The 20,988-nt window shown below is 51.1% G+C and carries 18 protein-coding genes; 12 read left to right on the top strand and 6 right to left on the bottom strand.

Going from position 1 to position 20,988, the window contains the following annotated elements; all coding sequences use genetic code 11:
- Window positions 1-119 precede the first annotated feature (119 nt).
- On the bottom strand, window positions 120-917 hold the full coding sequence (locus EBB54_RS15115; RefSeq protein ID WP_125128040.1) for a hypothetical protein: 798 nt from the start codon (window positions 915-917) through the stop codon (window positions 120-122).
- A gap of 2 nt (window positions 918-919) precedes the next feature.
- The gene (locus EBB54_RS15110) at window positions 920-1,393 is read right to left on the bottom strand and encodes an RNA polymerase sigma factor (protein WP_125128039.1); all 474 of its coding nucleotides are present in this window, start codon (window positions 1,391-1,393) and stop codon (window positions 920-922) included.
- Window positions 1,394-1,644: 251 nt separating this feature from the next.
- On the opposite strand from EBB54_RS15110, the gene EBB54_RS15105 reads away from it, so the two are divergent.
- Window positions 1,645-2,154 (top strand): acyl-CoA thioesterase, encoded by a 510-nt coding sequence (locus EBB54_RS15105; protein ID WP_125128038.1) that lies wholly within the window; start codon window positions 1,645-1,647, stop codon window positions 2,152-2,154.
- A 30-nt stretch (window positions 2,155-2,184) separates the two neighbouring features.
- On the opposite strand, the gene EBB54_RS15100 is transcribed toward EBB54_RS15105, so the two are convergent.
- Together EBB54_RS15100 and EBB54_RS15095 are read right to left on the bottom strand one after the other, a co-directional pair.
- Window positions 2,185-3,741, bottom strand: a complete 1,557-nt coding sequence (locus tag EBB54_RS15100) for a response regulator transcription factor (RefSeq protein WP_162307155.1) — start codon at window positions 3,739-3,741, stop codon at window positions 2,185-2,187.
- Between the two features lie 16 nt (window positions 3,742-3,757).
- A complete protein-coding gene (locus EBB54_RS15095) occupies window positions 3,758-5,110 on the bottom strand; it encodes a sensor histidine kinase (RefSeq protein ID WP_148099367.1) in 1,353 nt (450 codons plus the stop codon).
- 30 nt (window positions 5,111-5,140) lie between these two features.
- Here EBB54_RS15095 and EBB54_RS15090 point away from each other — a divergent pair, with 30 nt between their 5' ends.
- The 4 genes from EBB54_RS15090 to EBB54_RS15075 all read left to right on the top strand — a co-directional run bounded on the left by EBB54_RS15090 (window position 5,141) and on the right by EBB54_RS15075 (window position 11,504).
- A complete protein-coding gene (locus tag EBB54_RS15090; RefSeq protein WP_148099366.1) occupies window positions 5,141-6,259 on the top strand; it encodes an ABC transporter substrate-binding protein in 1,119 nt (372 codons plus the stop codon).
- Between the two features lie 126 nt (window positions 6,260-6,385).
- Window positions 6,386-7,297, top strand: coding sequence for a carbohydrate ABC transporter permease (locus EBB54_RS15085; RefSeq protein ID WP_243127681.1), 912 nt, complete (start codon window positions 6,386-6,388; stop codon window positions 7,295-7,297).
- Window positions 7,298-7,301: 4 nt separating this feature from the next.
- Complete coding sequence (locus tag EBB54_RS15080) at window positions 7,302-8,150, top strand: carbohydrate ABC transporter permease (RefSeq protein WP_125128034.1); 849 nt, start codon at window positions 7,302-7,304, stop codon at window positions 8,148-8,150.
- A 69-nt stretch (window positions 8,151-8,219) separates the two neighbouring features.
- Window positions 8,220-11,504: a glycosyl hydrolase family 2 protein gene (locus EBB54_RS15075; RefSeq protein WP_162307154.1), complete on the top strand. Its 3,285-nt coding sequence runs from the start codon at window positions 8,220-8,222 to the stop codon at window positions 11,502-11,504.
- Window positions 11,505-11,790: 286 nt separating this feature from the next.
- On the opposite strand, the gene EBB54_RS15070 is transcribed toward EBB54_RS15075, so the two are convergent.
- Window positions 11,791-12,855 (bottom strand): hypothetical protein, encoded by a 1,065-nt coding sequence (locus tag EBB54_RS15070; RefSeq protein WP_125128032.1) that lies wholly within the window; start codon window positions 12,853-12,855, stop codon window positions 11,791-11,793.
- Window positions 12,856-13,229: 374 nt separating this feature from the next.
- Between EBB54_RS15070 and EBB54_RS15065 the strand changes: the two genes are divergently transcribed.
- From EBB54_RS15065 to EBB54_RS15055, 3 genes are all read left to right on the top strand, one after another.
- On the top strand, window positions 13,230-13,907 hold the full coding sequence (locus tag EBB54_RS15065) for a hypothetical protein (protein WP_125128031.1): 678 nt from the start codon (window positions 13,230-13,232) through the stop codon (window positions 13,905-13,907).
- A 107-nt stretch (window positions 13,908-14,014) separates the two neighbouring features.
- Window positions 14,015-14,497 (top strand): RNA polymerase sigma factor, encoded by a 483-nt coding sequence (locus EBB54_RS15060; protein ID WP_004072674.1) that lies wholly within the window; start codon window positions 14,015-14,017, stop codon window positions 14,495-14,497.
- Window positions 14,481-15,287, top strand: a complete 807-nt coding sequence (locus tag EBB54_RS15055; RefSeq protein ID WP_125128030.1) for an anti-sigma-I factor RsgI family protein — start codon at window positions 14,481-14,483, stop codon at window positions 15,285-15,287. Before EBB54_RS15060 ends, EBB54_RS15055 begins: the two co-directional genes overlap by 17 nt.
- Before the next feature lie 80 nt (window positions 15,288-15,367).
- Here the strand turns inward: EBB54_RS15055 and EBB54_RS15050 are convergent, their stop codons facing one another.
- The gene (locus EBB54_RS15050; RefSeq protein WP_125128029.1) at window positions 15,368-16,114 is read right to left on the bottom strand and encodes a FadR/GntR family transcriptional regulator; all 747 of its coding nucleotides are present in this window, start codon (window positions 16,112-16,114) and stop codon (window positions 15,368-15,370) included.
- Window positions 16,115-16,313: 199 nt separating this feature from the next.
- On the opposite strand from EBB54_RS15050, the gene EBB54_RS15045 reads away from it, so the two are divergent.
- From EBB54_RS15045 to EBB54_RS15030, 4 genes are all read left to right on the top strand, one after another.
- Window positions 16,314-17,171: a hypothetical protein gene (locus EBB54_RS15045; protein WP_125128028.1), complete on the top strand. Its 858-nt coding sequence runs from the start codon at window positions 16,314-16,316 to the stop codon at window positions 17,169-17,171.
- A 101-nt stretch (window positions 17,172-17,272) separates the two neighbouring features.
- The gene (locus EBB54_RS15040; protein ID WP_125128027.1) at window positions 17,273-18,805 is read left to right on the top strand and encodes a phytoene desaturase family protein; all 1,533 of its coding nucleotides are present in this window, start codon (window positions 17,273-17,275) and stop codon (window positions 18,803-18,805) included.
- A gap of 1 nt (window position 18,806) precedes the next feature.
- Complete coding sequence (locus EBB54_RS15035; RefSeq protein ID WP_125128026.1) at window positions 18,807-19,973, top strand: iron-sulfur cluster-binding domain-containing protein; 1,167 nt, start codon at window positions 18,807-18,809, stop codon at window positions 19,971-19,973.
- A gap of 37 nt (window positions 19,974-20,010) precedes the next feature.
- On the top strand, window positions 20,011-20,931 hold the full coding sequence (locus tag EBB54_RS15030) for a DUF5692 family protein (RefSeq protein WP_125128025.1): 921 nt from the start codon (window positions 20,011-20,013) through the stop codon (window positions 20,929-20,931).
- The last annotated feature ends 57 nt before the right edge of the window (window positions 20,932-20,988 follow it).

Here is a 20,988-nt window from a genome sequence, read left to right as displayed (position 1 = left end):
CGCCCGGTTTGGAATTTGAAATTATAGAGGAAACGCAGTATACCTACAGTACAGGGTGCATGGTGTATGCAGCCTGTACTGCAGATTGGGGCAGAAGATCAAGAAACAGACTGCGGTGTCTAACGGTTATGATCAATGACCGACTTGGCGCAGGCCAGAAGTTCCTTTTGCGTCGCCCCTGTCTTGTTGGAGGAGAATCCGCCAGTAATGGCGAAGCAGACACCAATCTCCGAATCCACCCAGTGGGCTTCGGCCAGCGTTCCGTTGGCATTCCCTTGAGCCGGAGCACTGTCGGAAGAAGTATTCATGATCCGGTCTGCCAAATAAATGGTACAGCCTTTGTAGATGGTTTTTGTAACATTCGTGGGGAGCGAATCGTTTTCGAGAACTTTTGTATCCAGTGTTGTATCATCTGTCTTATGGGCTTTTGCTGCTCCAAGCCATCCGCCCGATGCCTCATCATAATCAAAACAGTAAGCCCAGAGCGGGTCGTCTGTTTTTCCAAAGCTGAGCGAAAGAAGCTGCCCGTTGCTTCTTTCATAGTCCAGGCTCATCCAGGTATAATCCGGTTTCATCCAGGCGGTAAGCCAGCCCGAGTCTTCAGGTGCAACATGAATACTCGTAGGGGATGCATCCAAAAGACGGTATTCGCCTATTTGTTTCGGATATACATGCCCCATATCCTCTATATCCCTGACTGAGGCACTGTGCCGCCATCCGCCCATGATCCGGCCGCCAGCAGCCAGAACCGCTGAAGAAGCCATTAGTACAAGCATGGCGGCAAGAATTAAGGCATGGCGGATTCTACTCGGATTTGGGGATCTTTTTTGCGCCGCGGTCTGATAGATCTGGTTCAGCGTATTATCGGCCGCATGAAGGGCTGAAATAGTTTCTATATACATTTTTTTATCAAACATGCTCATTCACCTCCGTTAATTTTTTTTCTGAGCAGTTCCCTTCCGCGGTAAAGGTGCGTGGCCACGGTTGCCTTGGGAATGTGCAGAAGCTGTGCAATTTCCTCAGTGCTGTATTCTTCATAATAGTAGAGATAAATTGCGACCCGGTATTTTCGCGGCAGATCCATGATCATATAGAACAGGTCACCATGCTCCGGAGTGGAAAAGGACAGTCTGTCCTTATAGGTTTCCAGTGGTTCATGTGTTCTCCATGGAGATAAAAATACCTTCTTGCAGCAGTTGATCGTAACACGGATCAGCCAGTTGCGGATGTGCTCCTCGTTTTCAAAGCATTTCTGTGTATTGTACAGCTTTAGCAGTACTTCTTGGGTGATATCATCTGCCTCAGACTGATTTTTCACATAATGGAACGCAATCCGAAAAATGGTATCCATATATTTTTCTGATATTTCAGCAAATTTTTCTTTCGGGAACATATCAGGTTCTCCTTTGGGGATGTTGTTTTTCTCTGAGACTTTGTTTTTTTCTCTCCTTGAGGAGATTTTCTGCACGCAGCACATCTACCTGGGATAAAGACCATTCTATTATATATATCCTTGAAACAGCTGAAAAATTTCATTAGAGAAAAAATAAAAAAATAAAAATGCTCTCGGGTATTCCTTTTGTATTCCCCCTTTTTAGTATATACTATATCTATTATTCATTCGTTTAGAAAGGACTCGAGATTATGGAACATCACTATGAAAATCCATCCACCAGCCATACAGCCGCACAGAAGCGCGTCCGCGATTCAGAGACGGAACAGGTCTACATCATACGCTCCCAGCACATCAATCCCCAGGGCAGGCTGTTCGGCGGCTACCTGATGCAGTGGATCGATGAGATGGCCGGGATCGTGAGCCGGCGCCACTGCGGAAAAATGATCACCACCGCGTCCATTGACAACCTGAATTTTCAGGCCGGCGCCTATCAGAACGACATGGTTGTCCTGGTCGGGAAGCTGACCTATGTAGGCCGTACCTCCATGGAGGTACGGGTGGATACCTGCGTGGAGGACTATCAGGGAAACCGCAGGAGCATCAACCGGGCTTACATCGTCATGGTGGCGGTGGACGAAGAGGGAAATCCGACCCAGGTGCCGGGCCTCATCCTGGAATCCGAGGCAGAGCAGGCAGAATGGCTTGGAGGGGAAAAAAGGTATCAGCTGCGGAAACAGCGGAGGGCGGAAGGGTTCTGAGCCCCCTTGGCTTCCGGGATGTTATCGGACTTACTGCATTTTCCGATATTGTTCCGGTGTGATTCCTTCCAGTTTCTTAAACACACGGAAAAAGTATTTATTATTTTCATATCCAACCGCCTTGGCGATCTGGTACAACTTACGGTCCGTAGTTTCCAGAAGTTTTTTTGCCTGCTCAATGCGGATCGAATTTAAGTAGGAGACGTACTTTACCCCGGTACGCTTGCGGAACAGGTGACTTAAATAGCTGCTGTTCATATAAAACAGCGAGGCAAGAAATTCTACGGTCAGATTTTTCGGATAGTTCCTCCGGGTGTAGATCTGGATCTGCTCAATGGGATCCTGGACAGCATAGACGCTCTGCGGTTTGAGCATCTCCGACAGGTTGCCGAAAAACTGCCTGTAATAGCTGTGAAGCTCTTCCGGGGAAAAAATCTCTTTGACGATATTGTGCATGCTCTGCGACGGATTGGTCTGGCTGACATAGTGCTTCAGGATCAGCATGCATTCTTCGGTCAGCTGGTGATAATGGTATTTGACGTCCGCCAGTGTAAGGGAAGGGATCGCCCGGCAGCAGTCCTGCAGATCCTGGAGCAGTTGGAATACCGCATCTGTCATCCCGGCCTCCACGCGGAACAAAAATTCTTCCTTTTTATTCCAACGGATTTCCTGGATTTCGTTTTTGGTATCCGGATGCCAGACATAGTATTGAGAGGAGGTCTGGAGTGCCGGGATCGTGTTCAGAGCCGCCCGGCATTTTTCATAAGCGCCGTGAAGCTGCTCCGGCGCCTGGCATGCACTGCTGATCCCCCAATAAGAAACAGAGCCATAGCTTTGCAGATGAGAGATAAAATCCTGCACAAATTTCTGATAAAACGACTGGGGGGTAAAATCTGCGTCATTGGGAATACAGAGCACAAAAAAACCGAGCAGCGTATTCGTCGGATGAGACAGATAAAGGGCCATTTCCGAAAAGCCCAGCTCTGCCACATGCTCCTGCAGGCGGAAGGCATCCAGCGGCATGGAAGAGCGCACCGCGGCAAGATAAATGCGGGAGGAATGACGCAGGAAGCCCAGCTTTTGAGAATTGAGGGCAGTGTCGGTTACGGCATAACCCAGGATCAGGTTCTGGATCAGCTGCAGGTCATATTCATAATAAGCCATCTCCTTCTGCTCTTCACTGAGACGGAGCTTCTGGTCGATGGACTCGGAGGCTTCCAGACGCCTGAGGGCCTGGAGCACCGTCTGCTGGATCTGCTCCTCTGTAAAGGGCTTTAAGATATAGTCGATCACATTGGCAGAGATTGCATATTTAATATAGTCAAAACTCTTGTATCCGCTGATCACAATCAGCTGCATATCCGGAAAATGTTCTGCCAGAAAAGGAAGGAGGCGGGTTCCGTCCATGACCGGCATTTCCATATCCAGTATTACAAATGCAGGATGATATCTTTCAATCAGCTCCAATGCCTGTTCTCCATTGCCTGCCTCTCCCACACAATGGATCTTTTCATTCAGCGTTTCCAGTTTTTTTAATGTTCCCATGCGAATCAGGGGTTCATCGTCAACAATAATAAACGGATACATAGGCGTTACCTCCGGTTTAAGAAGAAGGACCGGCCGCATTGTTTTCATGCAGGCAGGGGAGCTTGATCCGGATGAGTGTTCCCCGGTTCGGCTTGCTTTCTGCGTACAGGCCATATCCTTTCCCATAGTAAAGTTCAATGCGCGTGTTGATGTTTTTTAACCCGATGCTCTGGCTGCTTCGATGCCCCAGCTCCGTAAAGGCGGGCTCTTCCCTGAGCGAATCATTCAATGCCCGCAGTTGTTCAGAGCTCATGCCTTTTCCGTCATCCATAACATAGATATAAAAACAGGCATCATACAAAAATCCCCGAATGCTGATCCGATGGCCGAACTGGCAGTTCTGCAGTCCGTGTGAAAAAGCATTTTCTACAAGCGGCTGTAAGATCAGCTTCAGCACTTTGAGTCTTTTCATGCTTTCCGGAACGCGCAGCCGAAATTGAAAAAGCCCGTCAAAACGGATAGACTGGATCGAGATGTAATCCAGCACATGGTTTATTTCATCCTGAAGCGTAACAATTTCGCTGGGCGTCTTGATGGCATAGCGGAACATATTGCCCAGGGACATCGCCATGGTGGAGACAGAACGGCTTCCTTCCATCACGGCAATACTGTTGATCGCTTCCAGGGTATTGAAAAGAAAGTGGGAGTTGATCCTTGCCTCCAGGGATTTCATCTGGGCGTCGAGTGAGATCAGCCTGCTCTGATAATTTGTCTTTATGGCGGTATTCAGTTCTTCGATCATCGAATTATATTCATTGTACAAAACACCGATTTCATCCGTACGGTTCAGGCAGCGCGTAGATATACTCAGGTTTTCCTCGCTTTGCCGCGACATTTTCCTGCTGAGATGGACGATCGGGCCTGTTACAGATTTTGAAAAATACAGTGCCAGAAAGATACCGCTGACCACACAGAATAATGCGATCAGGATCAGCAGGATACCTGTAGCGCTGAATTCCCGGTACAGGCGGCTGTGATCCACAAAGGTATACAGGGTAAGTGAGGGATGCGTAAGCTCCGCGGCGTAGGCGGCAAGCTGTCCGGCTTCCTCAGGTGCAGGGATACGGCCGTCTGAGGCGGTGCAGTAGAGCGTTTCATTTCTGTCATGGTTGATGATCGAAATGGAGGTGACATCCGGAATCGTATTGAGCGCATCCAGGTCAAAGATGCCGGGATCACAGTTGATCATTAAAACCCCCAGACTTTTGGAAGTATAGATATCGTAGAGGTTTTTTGCCAGAAAGAAGCTCTGCTTTTGACTCTGGAATATATCGGGGTGGGAGGAAATTCCGCTGATATACAATTTCCCGCGCCGGTCGATGACCTCCTGATACCAGGCTTCGTCTGCCGGGGTGTATCCGTAGACCAATTTTGTATCAGCAGTATTTTCAAAAGTAAAATGGATTCCGGAAATTATTCAGCCAAATTTGCGGCGCTTGCCTCCTCCCATGAAGTTCCGGACGTGTTCTGGACCCAATCCGGTTATTACTGCGACCAGATCAGCGAAGGGCTTTTGATGGATATTTCCGATGCGCTGGCGGATCAGGCATACGAAGGGGACATTGCATGGAAGGATACCTATATCCCGTCCCTGCTGGAAAGCCTGCAGAACATCGCCTATACGGGATGCGGGGAGATGGACTCTTACGATTACGGAGTTCCGTTTACGATGACCACGGTTGCCGTGATGTATGACAAGGCAATTTATGAGAAGCTGGATCTGTCTGAGCCAGAATCCTGGGAAGCATTTATGGCAAACTGCGGGGAACTCAAAAAAGCGGGATATGCTCCCCTGTCCGTACAATCCAATACATGCATTGACTGGATGCCGAGACTGTTCTGGGATCAGTTCTGCAGGAAAGAGATCGAAGACGAAGGCAAGACTTTTGAAAGCGGAGAGATGACCTTTGAAACGGAATCGGTGAAAGCCGGGCTGGAAGCATATAAAGAGATCTGGGATAAGGGGTATCTGCCGGAGAACTTTATGACGTCAGATCTGGATACGACCGCGCAGCTCTTCCTTCAGGGGAAGCTTGCCCAGGTAATGATCGCGCCGGATAAGCTGGAATATATCATGGATAACGCGCCGGATACGATGGAGCTTGGAACATTTCCGCTTCCGGGAATAGACGGGCTTCCTTCCAGATCTCTGGGCGGGGCGAGCAATATTTTCGCGGTCAGCGCAGATACAGAGCACCCGGAAGCAGCGGTCAGACTGCTGAAATACCTGACATCCAGGACCAATTTTGAAACCGACGAAGGTCTGAAATATTCAAATTCCGGACTCAATGATGTAGAACGCAGTCCGGAGCTGGACGGGATTCTGGCTGGATACAGCGCAGCGGCGGAAAATGGTTTCTGCCCGGACATTTTCGTGCCGACGACCGTGTCAACGGAGATCAATACGGAGTTTAAAGAAAACCTGATCCCCAACTATCTGCTGGGACAGATCGCACTGGAAGACGTGACGAAAAGCCTGCAGGAGTCATACAATTCATACCTGGAAGATAAGGAATAACCGCTTTTTTGAAAGACAGATACAAAGGGCAGGCGCGCAGCGAGCCCTTTGTATCACGCAGGCCGCAGAAAAGCGGCCGGTTCAGAGCGGATTCTGAAAATGAAAAAAACACGAGGAGGGAATATCGTGGATAAAAATAAAAAAGCAGGTCTTATGCAGGAGCTGAAAGAAAGCATTCCGGCTTACATACTGATTCTTCCGACCCTGGTCATACTGGTTATTTTTCTGTTCATACCATTCGCGAATGCATTTCGTATCAGTCTTTATAAATATAAGGGATACGGGGAACTGACCAGATATGTGGGGATGAAAAATTATGTTTCCGTACTCCAGGATGACCAGTTTTACAGGGCATTCGGCAATACATTTCAACTGATCGGGTGCGATCTGATCTTTTCAATTACGATCGGATTTATCCTTTCCTATATTTTATTCCGGGGGATTCGGATGAAGCGGTTTTTCAATACAGCGCTGTTTATCCCATATCTGATCTCCATGGTGGTGATCGGATGTATCTGGAGAATCATTTATGATCCCACGATCGGCCCGCTGAATCAGATTCTGGAGCTGATCGGGCTGGGAAACCTGGCGCAGCCCTGGCTTTCACAGATCCATACGGCGCTGCCTGCGATCATCGTCACCTGGATCTGGCGTACGATTCCGTTTAACATGCTGATCTGCTATGCCAATATTATGACGCTTCCGAAAGACCATCTGGAAGCCGCGGAGATCGATGGGGCCTCCAGGTTCCAGAGACTTAAGTATATCATCATTCCGCATATGGTTCCCACATTTGCCACGCTGGCGGTGCTGACGGTTACCAATGACCTCCGGGCGTTTGACCTGGTATGGGTGATGACCCAGGGAGGGCCGGGCGGAGCCTCCGATGTACTGACCTCCTATGTGTACTCCAATGCATTTGTATCACAAAAATTCGGGCCGGCTACGGCAGCGTCGATCCTCATGATGGCAGTGATGATCGGGATCACGGTGGTCTTACAGCTGGTAAAGAAAGCAGGTGGAAAAAATGAAGGGTAGGCTGATGAATAGACGGAAACCGTCCGGGGAGCAAAACCAGATTTCGCCGGCAGTATTTGTAATCATGCTGATCGCGGCGATGATTTCCATCTATCCTCTGATCTGGGTGATTCTGCAGTCCTTTAAGACAGAAAGCGAATTTCTGCGCAGTATCTGGTCCCTGCCATCCTCGCTCAATCTGGATAACTATGTCAAGGCATTTGAAGAGGCAAACCTTCTGACCTATCTGAAAAATACGGTCATAAATACCTCTGCCACGCTGGCGGTGGACCTGGTTTTGATCACCTGCCTGGGCTACGCATTTTCGAAACTGAAGATGAAGTTTAAAAAATTCTTTTACTATATGATCCTGATCAATATGCTGATCCCCACCCCGATCATCCTGCTTCCCATGTACCTGCAGGTTGTGAATCTGGGCATCCAGAATACGCTTGCGGCGATCGTATTTCCCTATTATCAGGGCTTTGCGCCGCTGGGACTGATCCTGATCAAAAATTATATGGATAACATACCGGATGAGATCATCGAATCTGCCAAAATGGACGGATGCGGTACATACCGGATCTTATGGAGCATCATGGTGCCTCTTGTGAAGCCGATGCTTGTAACGCTTGCGATCCTGGGCGGTATGAATGCCTGGAATGAATATATGTGGGCGCTGGTTTCCATCAGCGATACATCAAAATATACCCTGTCCGTAGGGATCGCCGTGATCCGGGATAAGATCGCGACGATTGGCTATACGCCGGTGTTTGCGGCATTGACAGTCAGCGCAATGGTATTTGTCGTGATCTATCTGTTTGCGCAGAAAACCTTTGTCCGCTCCATCACGGCAGGGGCGGTAAAGGGATGAGCGCGCCGGGATGGGCAGCATCAGCGATTGTACCTGTGACACGGTAAATGGAAAGGAAGGATGATTTTTTTGAACGAGAACAGTTTGCCACAGGGATTTCTGGAAGAATTTGAGAATCCGGGAAAAGAATACAGGGGAACCCCATTCTGGTCGTGGAATACGAAGCTGGACAAGGAAAGCCTGGACTGGCAGATCGAGCAGTTTCGTGAAATGGGGATGGGCGGCTTTTATATCCACACAAGGGTGGGACTGGATACGGAATATATGGGGCCTGTTTATATGGAATGTGTGAAAAAGGCGGCAGAAATCGCCAGGGAAAAGGACCTCTATTGCTGCCTGTATGACGAAGACCGCTGGCCCTCGGGTTATGGCGGGGGAAGGGTGACAAAGCACCAAAAATACAGGAACAGAAACCTTTTGATCACACCCTGCCGGAAGGGGACAAAAACATATGAGTATAGAAATGCTGACTCTATGGCGTCCCCTTCCCCGCAGGGAAACGGGCGGTTTTTGGCTGCATACAAAGTGGAACTGAACCCGGACGGGACCCTGCGCTCCTATGAAAGATGCGGTGAGGAGTCTGCCGCAGAAAAGAATGCCGGGATCTGGTATGTATATCTGGAAACAGCCCACGACAGCCCCTGGTTTAACGGCCAGTCCTATGTAGATACGCTGAATCCGGAGGCTGTCAGATATTTTCTGGAAGTGACCCATGAAAAGTATCGTCAGGCAGTGGGGGAAGCGTTTGGAAAAACCATTCCTGCTATTTTTACCGATGAGCCCCAGTTCGGGAAGAAAGGATGCCTGGGAAATGCAGGGGCCATGGAAGAGGTCATGCTTCCGTATACAGAGGATTTTGCAGAGACCTATCAGAGCACATATGGCGAAGATCTGCTGGACCATATTCCGGAGCTGCTGTGGGAACTTCCCGGGGAGGCAGTTTCAAAATACAGGTATTGGTATCACGACCATCTGACGGAACGGTTTGCAGAGGCTTATTCGGACCAGATCGGAACATGGTGCGGACGGCACGGCATCCGCCTGGCAGGACATATGATGGAAGAGCCGTCCCTGCAGTCCCAGACACAGGCATTGGGAGAAGTGATGCGGAGCCTGCGGGGATTTCACCTTCCGGGAATCGACATGCTGTGCGACGCGCGGGAATATACGACGGCAAAGCAGGCGGAAAGCGTCAGCCGGCAATATGGGAGGGAAGGGGTGGTAAGCGAGCTGTACGGGGTGACAAACTGGGACTTTGACTTTCGGCGCCATAAACTGCAGGGAGACTGGCAGGCAGCGTTGGGAGTGACCCACCGTGTGCATCATTTAAGCTGGATGAGCATGGGTGGCGAAGCGAAGCGGGACTATCCGGCCGCGATTGGTTTCCAGTCTCCCTGGTATTGGGAATACAGGATCATTGAAAACCACTTTGCGAGGGTGAACACTGCAATGCGCAGGGGAAATGCGGTGGTAAGGATCGGAGTGATCCATCCAATCGAATCCTTCTGGCTCTTATTTGGGCCCAATCAGCAGACAGGACAGAAGCGGCAGGAGTTAGACCAAAGGTTTCGGGATGTGACAGAGTGGCTTTTGTTTCATCAACTGGATTTTGATTATATAGCGGAGAGCCTTCTGCCCCAACAATGGAACGACGGGAAGGTGGGACGGATGGAGTACGACGCGGTGGTGGTGCCCGGATGCCTGACATTGCGCCGCACAACGCTGGACATTCTGAAAAAAATGCGGGATGGGGGGAAAAAGATTATATTTATGGGAAAGGCGCCTGCCTGTATGGATGCGTGTGCCTGCGGCGATATCCGGACTTTTGCACAAAACTGCATACAGATTGAGTTTGCTAAAAGTAAACTGTTAAAAGAATTGGAAGAATTTCGGCTTCTGGACATTCGGTATGACGGCGACAAACATTTGAAAAAACCGAACCATAAAAAGAACTGGAATGGGGAGCGGGCGGAAAAATATCTCTACCAGATGCGCCGGGAAGGGGAGAGACGATGGCTGTTTGTGGCAAACGGAACAAAGGAAGAAAGTCCGGATCTGGCATTGCCTGATGATGTGAGAATTGAACTGGACGGCGCCTGGAACGTGACGGAGCTGGATACAATGGAGGGAACCGTGAAGAGGAAGCAGGCGTCTGTGGAACATAATAAGACCGTGCTGTACCACCGGTTTTACGGACATGACAGCCTTCTGCTGCACCTGGAGCCTCTTCGGGAAGGCTGCGTCTCTAAGAAAGCGGCTGTCGAATCATCTTTTGCCGCGCTCCATGCAGCGGAAGCAGGCCGTGCCTCTAAGGAATCGTCCGGTGAATTGTTTCTCACCGCACCCATTTGTACAGCGGAAGCAGGATGCGCCAGTCCGGATTTACGGCAGGCGTTCGTACAGGCACACTTCGGTTATGCACTCTGCCAGGAGCGGCTTGCGGACCCTGTGGAAATTCAACTGGAGGAGCCGAATGTATTGCTCCTGGATATGCCCATGTATCGGTTCGGGGATGAAAATCCGCACTTCGAAGGCCCCGAGGAGATTCTTCGCATAGACAATAAGCTGAGGGAAAAAAGAAATCTTCCGCTTCGGAGGGCAGCACTTGCACAGCCCTGGACCAGGCCCAATCCAACGGCAGCGTATCCTGTCGCCCTGCGGTATATTCTGTCCTGCGAGACAGAGATCGACCATGTGTCGCTTGCTCTGGAAGCATTGGAGGCAACTGAACTCTTTTTGGATGGAAAACGGATCAATACCGATACAGACAGCGGGTTTTACGTGGATTCCTGCATATCTTCCGTAAAACTGCCTGTGCTTTTGCGGGGGAGACATGAACTTGAGCTTCGGATCGCTTTTTCCGAAAAAGTGAATCTGGAATGCTGTTATCTGCTGGGAGATTTCCAGGTTGGAGTATACGGAAGCCGTACCGTGCTGAGGAAGAGGAGGGGCGCGCCCTGCTGGGGAAGCCTGACGGAGCAGGGGATGCCGTTCTATGGAGGTAATGCGGTTTATGCCGCGGAAGCAGAGTTGGAACCAGGGGAATATCTGCTGGAAGTATCCAAATATAGGGCTCCCCTTCTGGAAGTCAGGATTGACGGAGAAAAAGCGGGAAATATCATTACTGCCCCCTACACGCTTCCGTTTGAGATTGGTCGGCCGGGAATCCATCGGATCGGCATAAAAAGCTTTGGAAGCCGGGTGAACACCTTTGGGGCAGTCCATAACTGTGATGAGAAGGAAGTTTATTTTGACCCCAATGCATGGCGGACAACAGGAGAGAGCTGGTCATATGAATATCAGTTGAAAAAGACAGGAATTTTAAAAGCACCCATGCTGTGGAAGAAAGTGTAAAGCAGCGCTGCTGCGCCCTTTGGCTGCATATAGACCCGCAGGATATGCAGAACAAAAAGCGGAACCGGGTCCGGAACTGGATATTTGCTGAATTTTAGAATACAGAAAATCTGCCATTGGCAGCTTTTCTGCATACGATGGTATTAAAAAGCTGTCGGAAAATGCTGACTGTACACAACATATCGCTCTGAAATCCGAAAGGATATTCGATATAGTGTGTTCAGACAGCGTTTTCCGACAGTTGTGTTTTATCAAAATTAGATGACCTATGCTGCAAAGAGAACTATTAAACCGGCACTGGAATGTGATATTGCGCTAACAGCTTTTTCATCTGGGCAAGTTCAGCAGTGAGCGTCTCATTGTCAGCGGTGAGAGCCTCGTTGTCAGCAGTGAGCGTCTCATTGTCAGCGATGAGAGCCTCGTTGTCAGCAGTGAGTGTCTCATTGTCAGCGATGAGAGCCTCGTTGTCAGCAGTGAGAGCCTCATTATCCGCAATCAATGCTTCTTTATTCGCATTCAAACTGTCAATCTCCGCGTACAGACGTTTTTGAAGGACGCTGGGCAGTTCAATCATTGGTTTCGTCATACGATCCACCTCTCTTCCAAAATCGGGATGCTTCTCAAATATGTTTTCTGCGGCACGGCGGAACAGGTTCACATAATCGTCATATTCCTGTTCTGTCAAATATCCTTGTTCCACTTCATCTTTTAGTATTATCATAACCTTGTCAACAAAGGCTGTCAATTCATTTTTTGTCAAAGGAAACTTCCTTTCCGGATTTAATTGGGGACGCAGCCGGAGCAGAACGTAGGGTAGAAAAAGGTTCAGGTGCTTTTCCTGGATCTCATCCAGGGAATAGGACTGGATCCTGACAGTGGGGATCTGGTAAATGTGTTCGCTACCGTCCTGAAAAATAATGCGGCATCGCAGAACATCCGGAATCCGGTTGTTCTTCTCCGGATAAATGACGGCAGAGCGGGGAAAGCGCATGACCAGTCCGTCCAGGTTCTGTTCCCCGGAGGTGGTGTGCTGCATGGCAAAATGCAGATCATAAGCGACCATGCGGATGACCATATCCCGGTCATTGTGCATCTGACATTCCAGATGATAATAGTCCGTGCCATTTACCAAAAGCGCGATATCGGACAGTCGGGAACCAGGCGGCGCATCCGGGTGCTCCCGGTAAGTGGAAGATTCCGTGGCCAGCAGGGTGATTAGTGTCCCTCTTGGATACTCTTTTCCGTAGAGTTCTTTAAAGAGCGGAAAAAGCTGTTCCGGCATGGCATCCACGATGGCTTTGAGAATCTCATCCCACAGCATCGAGCTGCCAGGTTTGTTTTTTGCAGACATAGATGATCCATCCTTTCTTTTGTAAACTATAAACCAATGGGTTTCAAGTGCTGTGAAATATGGCGAGGTGCCAGAATTGCCGGACAGCCGGAATGGCGTCCGATAGGTTTTCACATGACAAGTATAACAGACAGGGCAGAGAAAGTAAATATGCCTATCTAAAATAATGAAAGGATTATTTTCAGCAAAATAAATTGTATTTTACGTCCTCTCCCGGCCCGACTGCCCACTTAAGAAATCCCTTTTTAAGCCGATATTTCTATATACTAATAAATTTCAAATAATTCTTTTTTAATTATGAAAGGATTCTCCCATCTCATTCGTATTACTTACAAAGGGGTTCCTATTTTGAAAAGTAATGGAGGTATGTGAAAATGAAAAAGTCAATTGTTTCCTTTCTCTTAGCGGCTGCCCTTGTGATCGGCGGCGTGACGGTATATGCATCCGCTGCAGGCGAGGCGCAGACTGCGGCAAAAGAGGCTGAGGCGGAAGCTGTGGCAAAGGCAAAAGCGGAGAAGGAAGCAGCCGAGTTAAAGGCCGAACTTGCATCCCTGCAGAGGAAGGCTGAGGCAGAGGAGAAGGCAGCGGCGGAAGCGGCAGAGAAGAAAGCCGAAGAGGAAGCCGCTCAGAAGAAGGCCGAAGAGGAAGCCGCTAAGAAGAAAGCGGAAGAAGAAGCGGCAGCAGCCCAGAAGAAGGCCGAGGAAGAAGCAGCCGCGGCAGCGGCGGCGGAAGCCCAGAGGCAGGCAGAGGCTGCGGCAGCAGCGGCAGCTCAGAACGTTGTGCAGACAGCCAATACTTATGTAGAGCCGGTGGTGGATACCCAGCCTGTATATCAGCCGGTTTGTCCCAACGGACATCCTATCTGCTATGACAATATGTGCGGTTATTCGGACTGCCCGAACAGCTATTGCTATGTCAACAATACGTATACAAATACTACAGGAACAAATTACGACTATTCAGGCGGATACGGCTACCAGGGCGGCGGCTATGGCGGAGGATGCCATAATTACGGCCACGGCGGCGGACATCATGGGCGCGGATGCTATTAAGCTGTCACAGTTCACGCCCTGACAGGGTGTGAACTGCAGTATGGAGCTGTACATCACCGTAAATCCAAAGTGCGTTCTATTGCTGCCTGCAGGATAAGGGAGTTACTATGCGAAGCGAACAGGAGGCTGCGAGAGCGATCGAACTGTATGCAGATACGGTCCGAAGAATCTGCATGCTGCATTTGAAAAGCGATTCTGACACGGAGGACATATTTCAGACAGTATTTCTGAAGTATGTCCTTTATTCGGGCGCGTTTGAAAATGAGGAGCATGAAAAAGCGTGGCTGATCCGTGTGACGCTCAATGCCTGCAAAGACTTCATGAAGAGCTTTTTCAGGAGCCGTACGGTTCCACTTGATGAGATCGAAGAGCTCACTGCAGATGTGCCGGAGGATCACAGCGATGTGCTGGAGGCGGTTCTTTCCCTTCCGGTCAAATACAAGACAGTCGTCTACCTCTATTTTTACGAACAGTACTCGGCGGTAGAGATCAGCAAACTTCTTGAAAAAAATGTCAACACGGTGTATACGCTTCTTGCCCGTGCCAAGACGATGTTAAAGGAGCGGCTTGGAGGTGAGGAATTTGAGTAACCGGATCTATGAAGCATTTGACTGTGTAAGTGCAGGTCAGGATCTGAAGGATAAGACAAAATCATACCTGTTCCAGACACCGAAGCGCTGTCAGTCCGGGGTTGCCCGCTATGCGGCCGCCGCCGCGTGCCTTCTGTTTGTATTGCTGGGAGGCGCAGGGTACCACGTATACATGACTCCCGTCGCGGCCATCAGCATTGACGTCAATCCGTCGATGGAATGGGAGGTAAACAGCCTGGACAGAGTGGTTTCTGTCATCTGTTATAATGAAGAAGCAGAAAATGTGGCGGCGGATCTGCACTTAAAGCACAGAAAATATGATGACGCCATCACCGAACTGCTCACCAGCAGCGAGATGTCCGTGTATCTGGCGGACAATGCCGCTGTCAGCATATCGGTGGCTGCGGAAGACGAGGACCGAAGCATCCGGATACAAGGCCGGGCCGTCGAATGCGCGGGACAGCACTGCAGCAATGTAAGCGGCCACGGCGGAACCGCGTCAGACAGACAGGCGGCCAACCAGGCAGGAGTTTCGCTGGGGAAATATAAGGCGTTTCTTGCACTCCAGAAATTAGATCCCTCCATCACCCTGGAAGAGGTCAGCGGACTATGCATGTGCGAGATACAGGACCTGATCCGGGACTACGAGGGGCAGACTGCCGAATATAGAAACCTCCAGTCGGAGGAGAACACCGGCGCACAGGAAAACAACGGTGAAGCCTGCCCAGTGGGACAGCACCATAACCACGATCCGAATCGCCCTCATACACACCACCATGAAGGGCAGTGATTCGGTGAAAACCAGGATATTGTCAGCACACTCGGGCATTTTGTGAGAACCAGGACATGAAAAATGGAGCCTGGTTCTTTTTATGTCTCTGCCTGCCCGCCTGCTTCCGTCCCGGCGGACCCGAAAGGATACTGCTCCAGCAGGATCTGGCTGCACCGCACCGTATGCTCCGACATAAGCGCTTCTGCCCGGTCTGCGTCCCGTTCTGCGATGGCTTCCGCAACAGCGCGCATGGCAGAGCAGACATGGGAGAGGGGGATGTGGCGGAACAGGATGCGCGTCACAGCCAGGCTCATTTCCTGAAAAGAATTGTACATCAGGGGGTAGATCAGGTTCTGGGTAGCGATGAAAATGGCGCGGTGGAACCGGGTGCTGACTTCCGCGCATTCCTCCGGGTCGCAGCAGGTTTCCAACTGCTCCAGCAGCTCAAACATATGCTTCAAGTCCTCCGCCGTATGGCGTTCCGCCGCCAGCCGGGCGCATTTTTGCTCATTGATGGAGCGGTATTCCATCAACGCGGTCAGCATGGACAGGTCAAACTGCCTGCCGCTGTGGTGGAAGATCGAGGTCAGGGTACCCAGGTTCCCCTGCCGCAGAAAATCATTGACAAAGGTTCCCTTTCTCGGAACGATGCATACAAATCCATTCTTCGCAAGCTCCTGAATCCCCGAATTTACCACTGTCCTGCTGATATTCATCTGGGCGGCCAGATCCCGTTCATTGGGAAGCTGCTCCCCGGCGGAGAGTTCGCCGGAGAGGATCATGTTTTCCATCTGGCGCACAAACAATTCTTTCATTGTCGGCATTACAATTTTTTGAAACGGCATAGATATTCCTCCTTTGGTCAGACCATGTATAAATATTTTAACACGGTTTTTGTGTATTTTCAACAAAAGAACTATATATAAAACAAAAAATATGTGCAAATATATAATATATAGGTTGCTATTTTGAGGTTTAGATGTTATAGTAAACAAAAGAAGTGTGGTCAGACCAAACATATGAGAATGAAAGGATGGGGTGATTATGAGTAACACGAAGAGAAATGCATTCTGGAGCTTTTTTGACAGGATCGGGCAGCTTCCGACCTTCCTGATCTGGACGGCCCTGATCTGTGCCGTGTCCATGCTGGCGTCCTATTTCCCGCTCTGGGTCAATGTGGTCGTCAACGTACTGCTGCCGGTGCTGGTGCTTTTAAAATTAAAGATGGTCATGTTTGAAAAGCTGAAACTGTCCACGCTGGTGCTGATGCGGGCGCTGATCCTGCTCCCGATCTTCGGGTTTATGAGCGGGGAGCTGTTTGTCAAGATTGTGCTGGTATTCCTGGTGATCAACTGTATGGAAGCCACGATGACAGACCTGCTGAAGAACCACCAGCCCTATAATTTTGTCACCGGTCTGGCGCTGAGCCTTTCCGTGCTGACCCTTGCCGGAAAATGGTTCCCCGGGATCGCAGGTCCCTTCACCGGGATCTACACGGCCAACGCAGGCCCCCGGACGGAAGCGCTGTTCGTATCGGATCAGGTGGTGGTCATCGGGACGATCTGCTGGCTGGTTGCCTATACCATCTGGAACTGGCTCTTCGTGATCGGGGAGTTCAGCCCTTCCATCGGATATCTGCACATCGGCATCCTCTCGTCCCCGATCCTCAGCATCCTGCTGACGATGAATCCCGGCTACTGGCTGGTATTCCGTGCCAACAGCCTGACCTGCGGCGGCGTGTTCCAGATCTACTGCAAGGACAATATTGAAAAGCAATTGGAGAACAAAAAGCTGGCGGCCTTTATTGACAAAGTAAAATCCAGGCCGGTGCAGCTCGTACTGATGATCGTCAACCTGATCCTGATCGCGGTTCCGGTGGGAATTTATTTCGGGTTCATCTAAGGAAATAAGGAATCGAGCGCATGAAAATCGCTTACGCGATGGCGCTCGAGCAGGTAATCACCTGTGTTGCAGGTGGTTACAAATTCAAGGAGGAAAACAATATGGACAATTATGATGTGATCGTGATCGGCGCGGGGAATGGGGGGCTCGCCAGCGCGGCTACCCTGGCGGTGAATCACAAAAAAGCGGCGGTATTTGAGAAGCACAATATTCCCGGCGGCTGCGGCACTTCCTTCCGAAGGGGGCGGTTCGAATTTGAAGTGGCGCTCCACCAGCTCAATGGGATGAATACGAAGGACAAGCCTGGCCCGACCAGGGAACTGTTCCGCAAATGGGGGATTGAGGACGCCATCGAATGGATTCCCATCGATACCCTGTACAAGATCAACCTGCCCGGCGGAAGGGGAGTGGCGCTTCCGGCGGACAAGAAGAAAGCCTGCCATCTGCTGTGCAGGGAATTTCCGGAGGAAACGGATGCCATCCGGCGTTATTTCCATATGGTCTGGAAGTTCAATGAGGAGATCGCGGATTTCCTCGCAAAAAGCGCCGCAAGCCCGGCCAACCCTTCGGAATTGAAGAAGTTTATCACCAAGACCGGATTTCCGAAGATCTACAAGGTGCTGGCAAAGTACGGCGTCAGGAGCACCCAGGACGTACTGGATGAATTTTTCAGAAGCAGGGAGCTGCAGCTTTGCCTGTCTGCCTACTGGTGCTTTATGGGGATGCCCCCGGAGCGGTTCCCCTTCTCGATCCTGGCCAGGTGCATGTACCTGTACACGGTGGACAAGCCCTATTATGTACGGGGCGGAAGCCAGGTTATGAGCCAGGGGCTGATGGAAACCATCCGGCGGCACGGGGGCAGCGTATTCGTGAACTGCGGCGTAAAACGGATTCTGTTGAAAAACGGGCGTGCCGTAGGTGTGGAGGACGAAAACGGCGGCCGCCATTACGCACATAAGATCATTTCCAATGTATCGCCCACCGTGACCTATGCGGGGCTGTTAAAGGATGAGGAGGTGCCGGATGCCTGCCGGCAGTATTTCAAAAGCTATACCACAGGGATCTCCGCCCTGACCTGCTTTATCGGGCTGGACTGCCCGCCGGAGGAGATCGGGTTTACCGATTCCTTCAACCTGATCTACGACAGCCTGGATGCCAACAAGGACTTTAAAAACGCCTATTTTACCGATACAAAGACCGACCCCATCGTGGCTACCTGCTATACCATCGACGATCCCTGCGTGTCGCCGCCGGGGACGTCGATCATCACCGCGGGCACGCTGAAATACGGCGAAGCCTGGGAAAAGCTGTCTCCCGAGGAATACCACCGGACGAAATACGCGGCAGCCGATGAGATTGTGCGGCGCCTGGAAACCCGTTTCCCGGGGCTTCGGGGACACATTGAGGAGATGGAGGTAGCCACGCCTCTGACCCACATGCGGTATCTGGGACATCCGGGAGGAGCCATTTACGGATATGAACAGGACTTAAAGTCCAGCGTATTCTTCTTCCCCCAGGATGAATTTATCCCCGGCCTGACCTTTGCGGGCGGCTGGGTCAATACATGCGGCTTCGGCCCCAATTATGCCTACGGGGACAAGATCGCGCAGTCTATTTTAAAGGAGGGCAGATAACATGAGCGGAAAACCAATCAAAGATATGATCATCAGCACCATGCAAAATGGCCCGGAGACCTTAAAAGAGCTGGAGAACGCGAAAAAAACGGGGAAGGACATTTCCCTGGAGCGGGGAGCGGTGCGCCGGAAGGTCGCTCAGTACCATCCGCCTGTTCTGCATCTGACAGTCAGCGAGATCGAACCGGTGAGCCCCATTGCGAAACGGATTCGTCTGGTATCCGGGGACGGATATCTGCCGCCCTTTGAGGCAGGCCAGTATATCAATGTGTTCTGCGACATTGACGGGGTGCGGACTTCCAGGCCCTACAGCCTGTCCTCCTCGGCAAAACAGCGGGCCTACTATGAAATTACCGTGGCAGCGGTGGAACAGGGCTTCGTTTCCGGCCATCTGCTGGAGCACCTGAAACCCGGAGACCATTTGGAAGCCAACGGGCCTGCAGGGGTATTCCGCTACCAGCCCGTCTTTCATTCCAAAAAGTCCGTATTTTTGGGGGGCGGCAGCGGCATCACGCCGTTTGTCAGTATGATCAGAACCGCCCTGGAGAGCGGGGAAGACCGGGACATCACCCTGCTGTATGGAAGCCGCACGGAAGAGCTGGCCATGTACCACCGGGAACTGTCCGCATTTGCCGAAAAGCATCCCAATTTCCACTATACGCTGGTTCTCTCGGATGAGGAAAAGGAAGGGATGGAGCATGGATTCATCGACGCGGGGCGGATTCGGGCCCATGTGCCGGATCTGATGGACTGCACGTATTATATGTGCGGCCCGGCAGTGATGATGGACTTCTGCCGCCAGGCGCTGGAAGAGCTTCAGATTCCCGGCCGCGCGGTGCGCAGGGAGGTATTCGGAACAAGGCGGGACATCTGGAACGAACCGGGCTGGCCGGAGGGCATGACAGGAGAGGAACGCTTCCAGATCAAAGTGGGAGAGAAAACCATAGAAGCGAAGAGCGGGGAAAGCGTGCTCACCGCCCTGGAGCGGGGTGGACTTCGGGTCAACGTATGCTGCCGTTCCGGCGAATGCAGCCTGTGCCGGGTGCAGCTCGTGTCCGGAAAGGTATTTACCGCCCAGGGCGCGCTGCTGCGGTACGCGGATGAGCTGTTCGGCTACATCCATTCCTGCAAGGCGTATCCCATCAGCGACCTGGAGCTGCGGTTCTGAAAAGGCGTACAGTTCGGACAATAAAGGGGGGTTTTTGATGTTATTTTTTACAGGCTATACAGTTACAAGCGTGTTGGTATTTGCGGGGCTTACGGTCGCCCTGGTGGGACTCAATGAGATCACCCGCCGCTTCAAATGGGCCGGGATCGGGATGTATGTCATCCTCCCAATTGCAGCTACCTTTTTCATCTGGCCGAAGACCGCAGGAGGAAATGTGGGCGGCACCTGGTTTGCATGGGTGAAAACGTACTCCGCGCTGGCAGGCGTGATCGGATTCATGCTGCTGCGCTATATTCCAAAGCTTCAGAAAAACAAATTTATGCTCACATATCCGGCCCTGATCCTGGCAGTGAATATCCTGGAGGCGGTGTACGCGGATCTGGAATGCCTGCCCAAGACCGGGCAGATGGAGGCCGGACTGCAGATGATCGGCGGCCCCTGGAATGTGATCAACGCCGTAGCGGGCATCCTCAATATCATCACCATCACAGGGTGGCTGGGCATTCAGATTGGAAAGACAAAATCCCAGGATATGGTGTGGGCGGACCAGCTTTGGTTCTGGATCATTGCCTATGACCTGTGGAATCTGTCCTACTGCTACAACTGCATTTCCAACCGCTCCTTCTATGCAGGATTTTTGCTTCTGGTATCCTGCACAGCGGCGGAGTTCTTTATCCGGCGGGGAGCCTGGCTGCAGCACAGGGCGCAGACACTGGCATTGTGGGCCATGTTCTCCCTGACGGTGGATTATTCCGCGGCGGAAGAATATTTTGCCATCACATCCACCCAGTCCGATTTGCCCAAGCTTCTGCTGAGCATAGCGGCGCTGCTGTTCAACGTGGGCGTGCTGGTTTTCGAGGTGCGGACCATACGGCGGACAAAACGGAATCCTCTAAAAGAGGCGATCTATACGGAACTGGATTCTTATAAGAAGAATCTGGAAGCAAACGGGCTTTGAAAAAGCAGGCTGTTTTAGTGCGCACAGATTCAGGTGTGCACTAAAACAGCCGGTTTG

Origin of the sequence: Schaedlerella arabinosiphila (assembly GCF_003885045.1) — a bacterium.
GTDB lineage: Bacteria > Bacillota > Clostridia > Lachnospirales > Lachnospiraceae > Schaedlerella > Schaedlerella arabinosiphila.
This window is presented reverse-complemented; position numbering and strand designations above follow the sequence as displayed.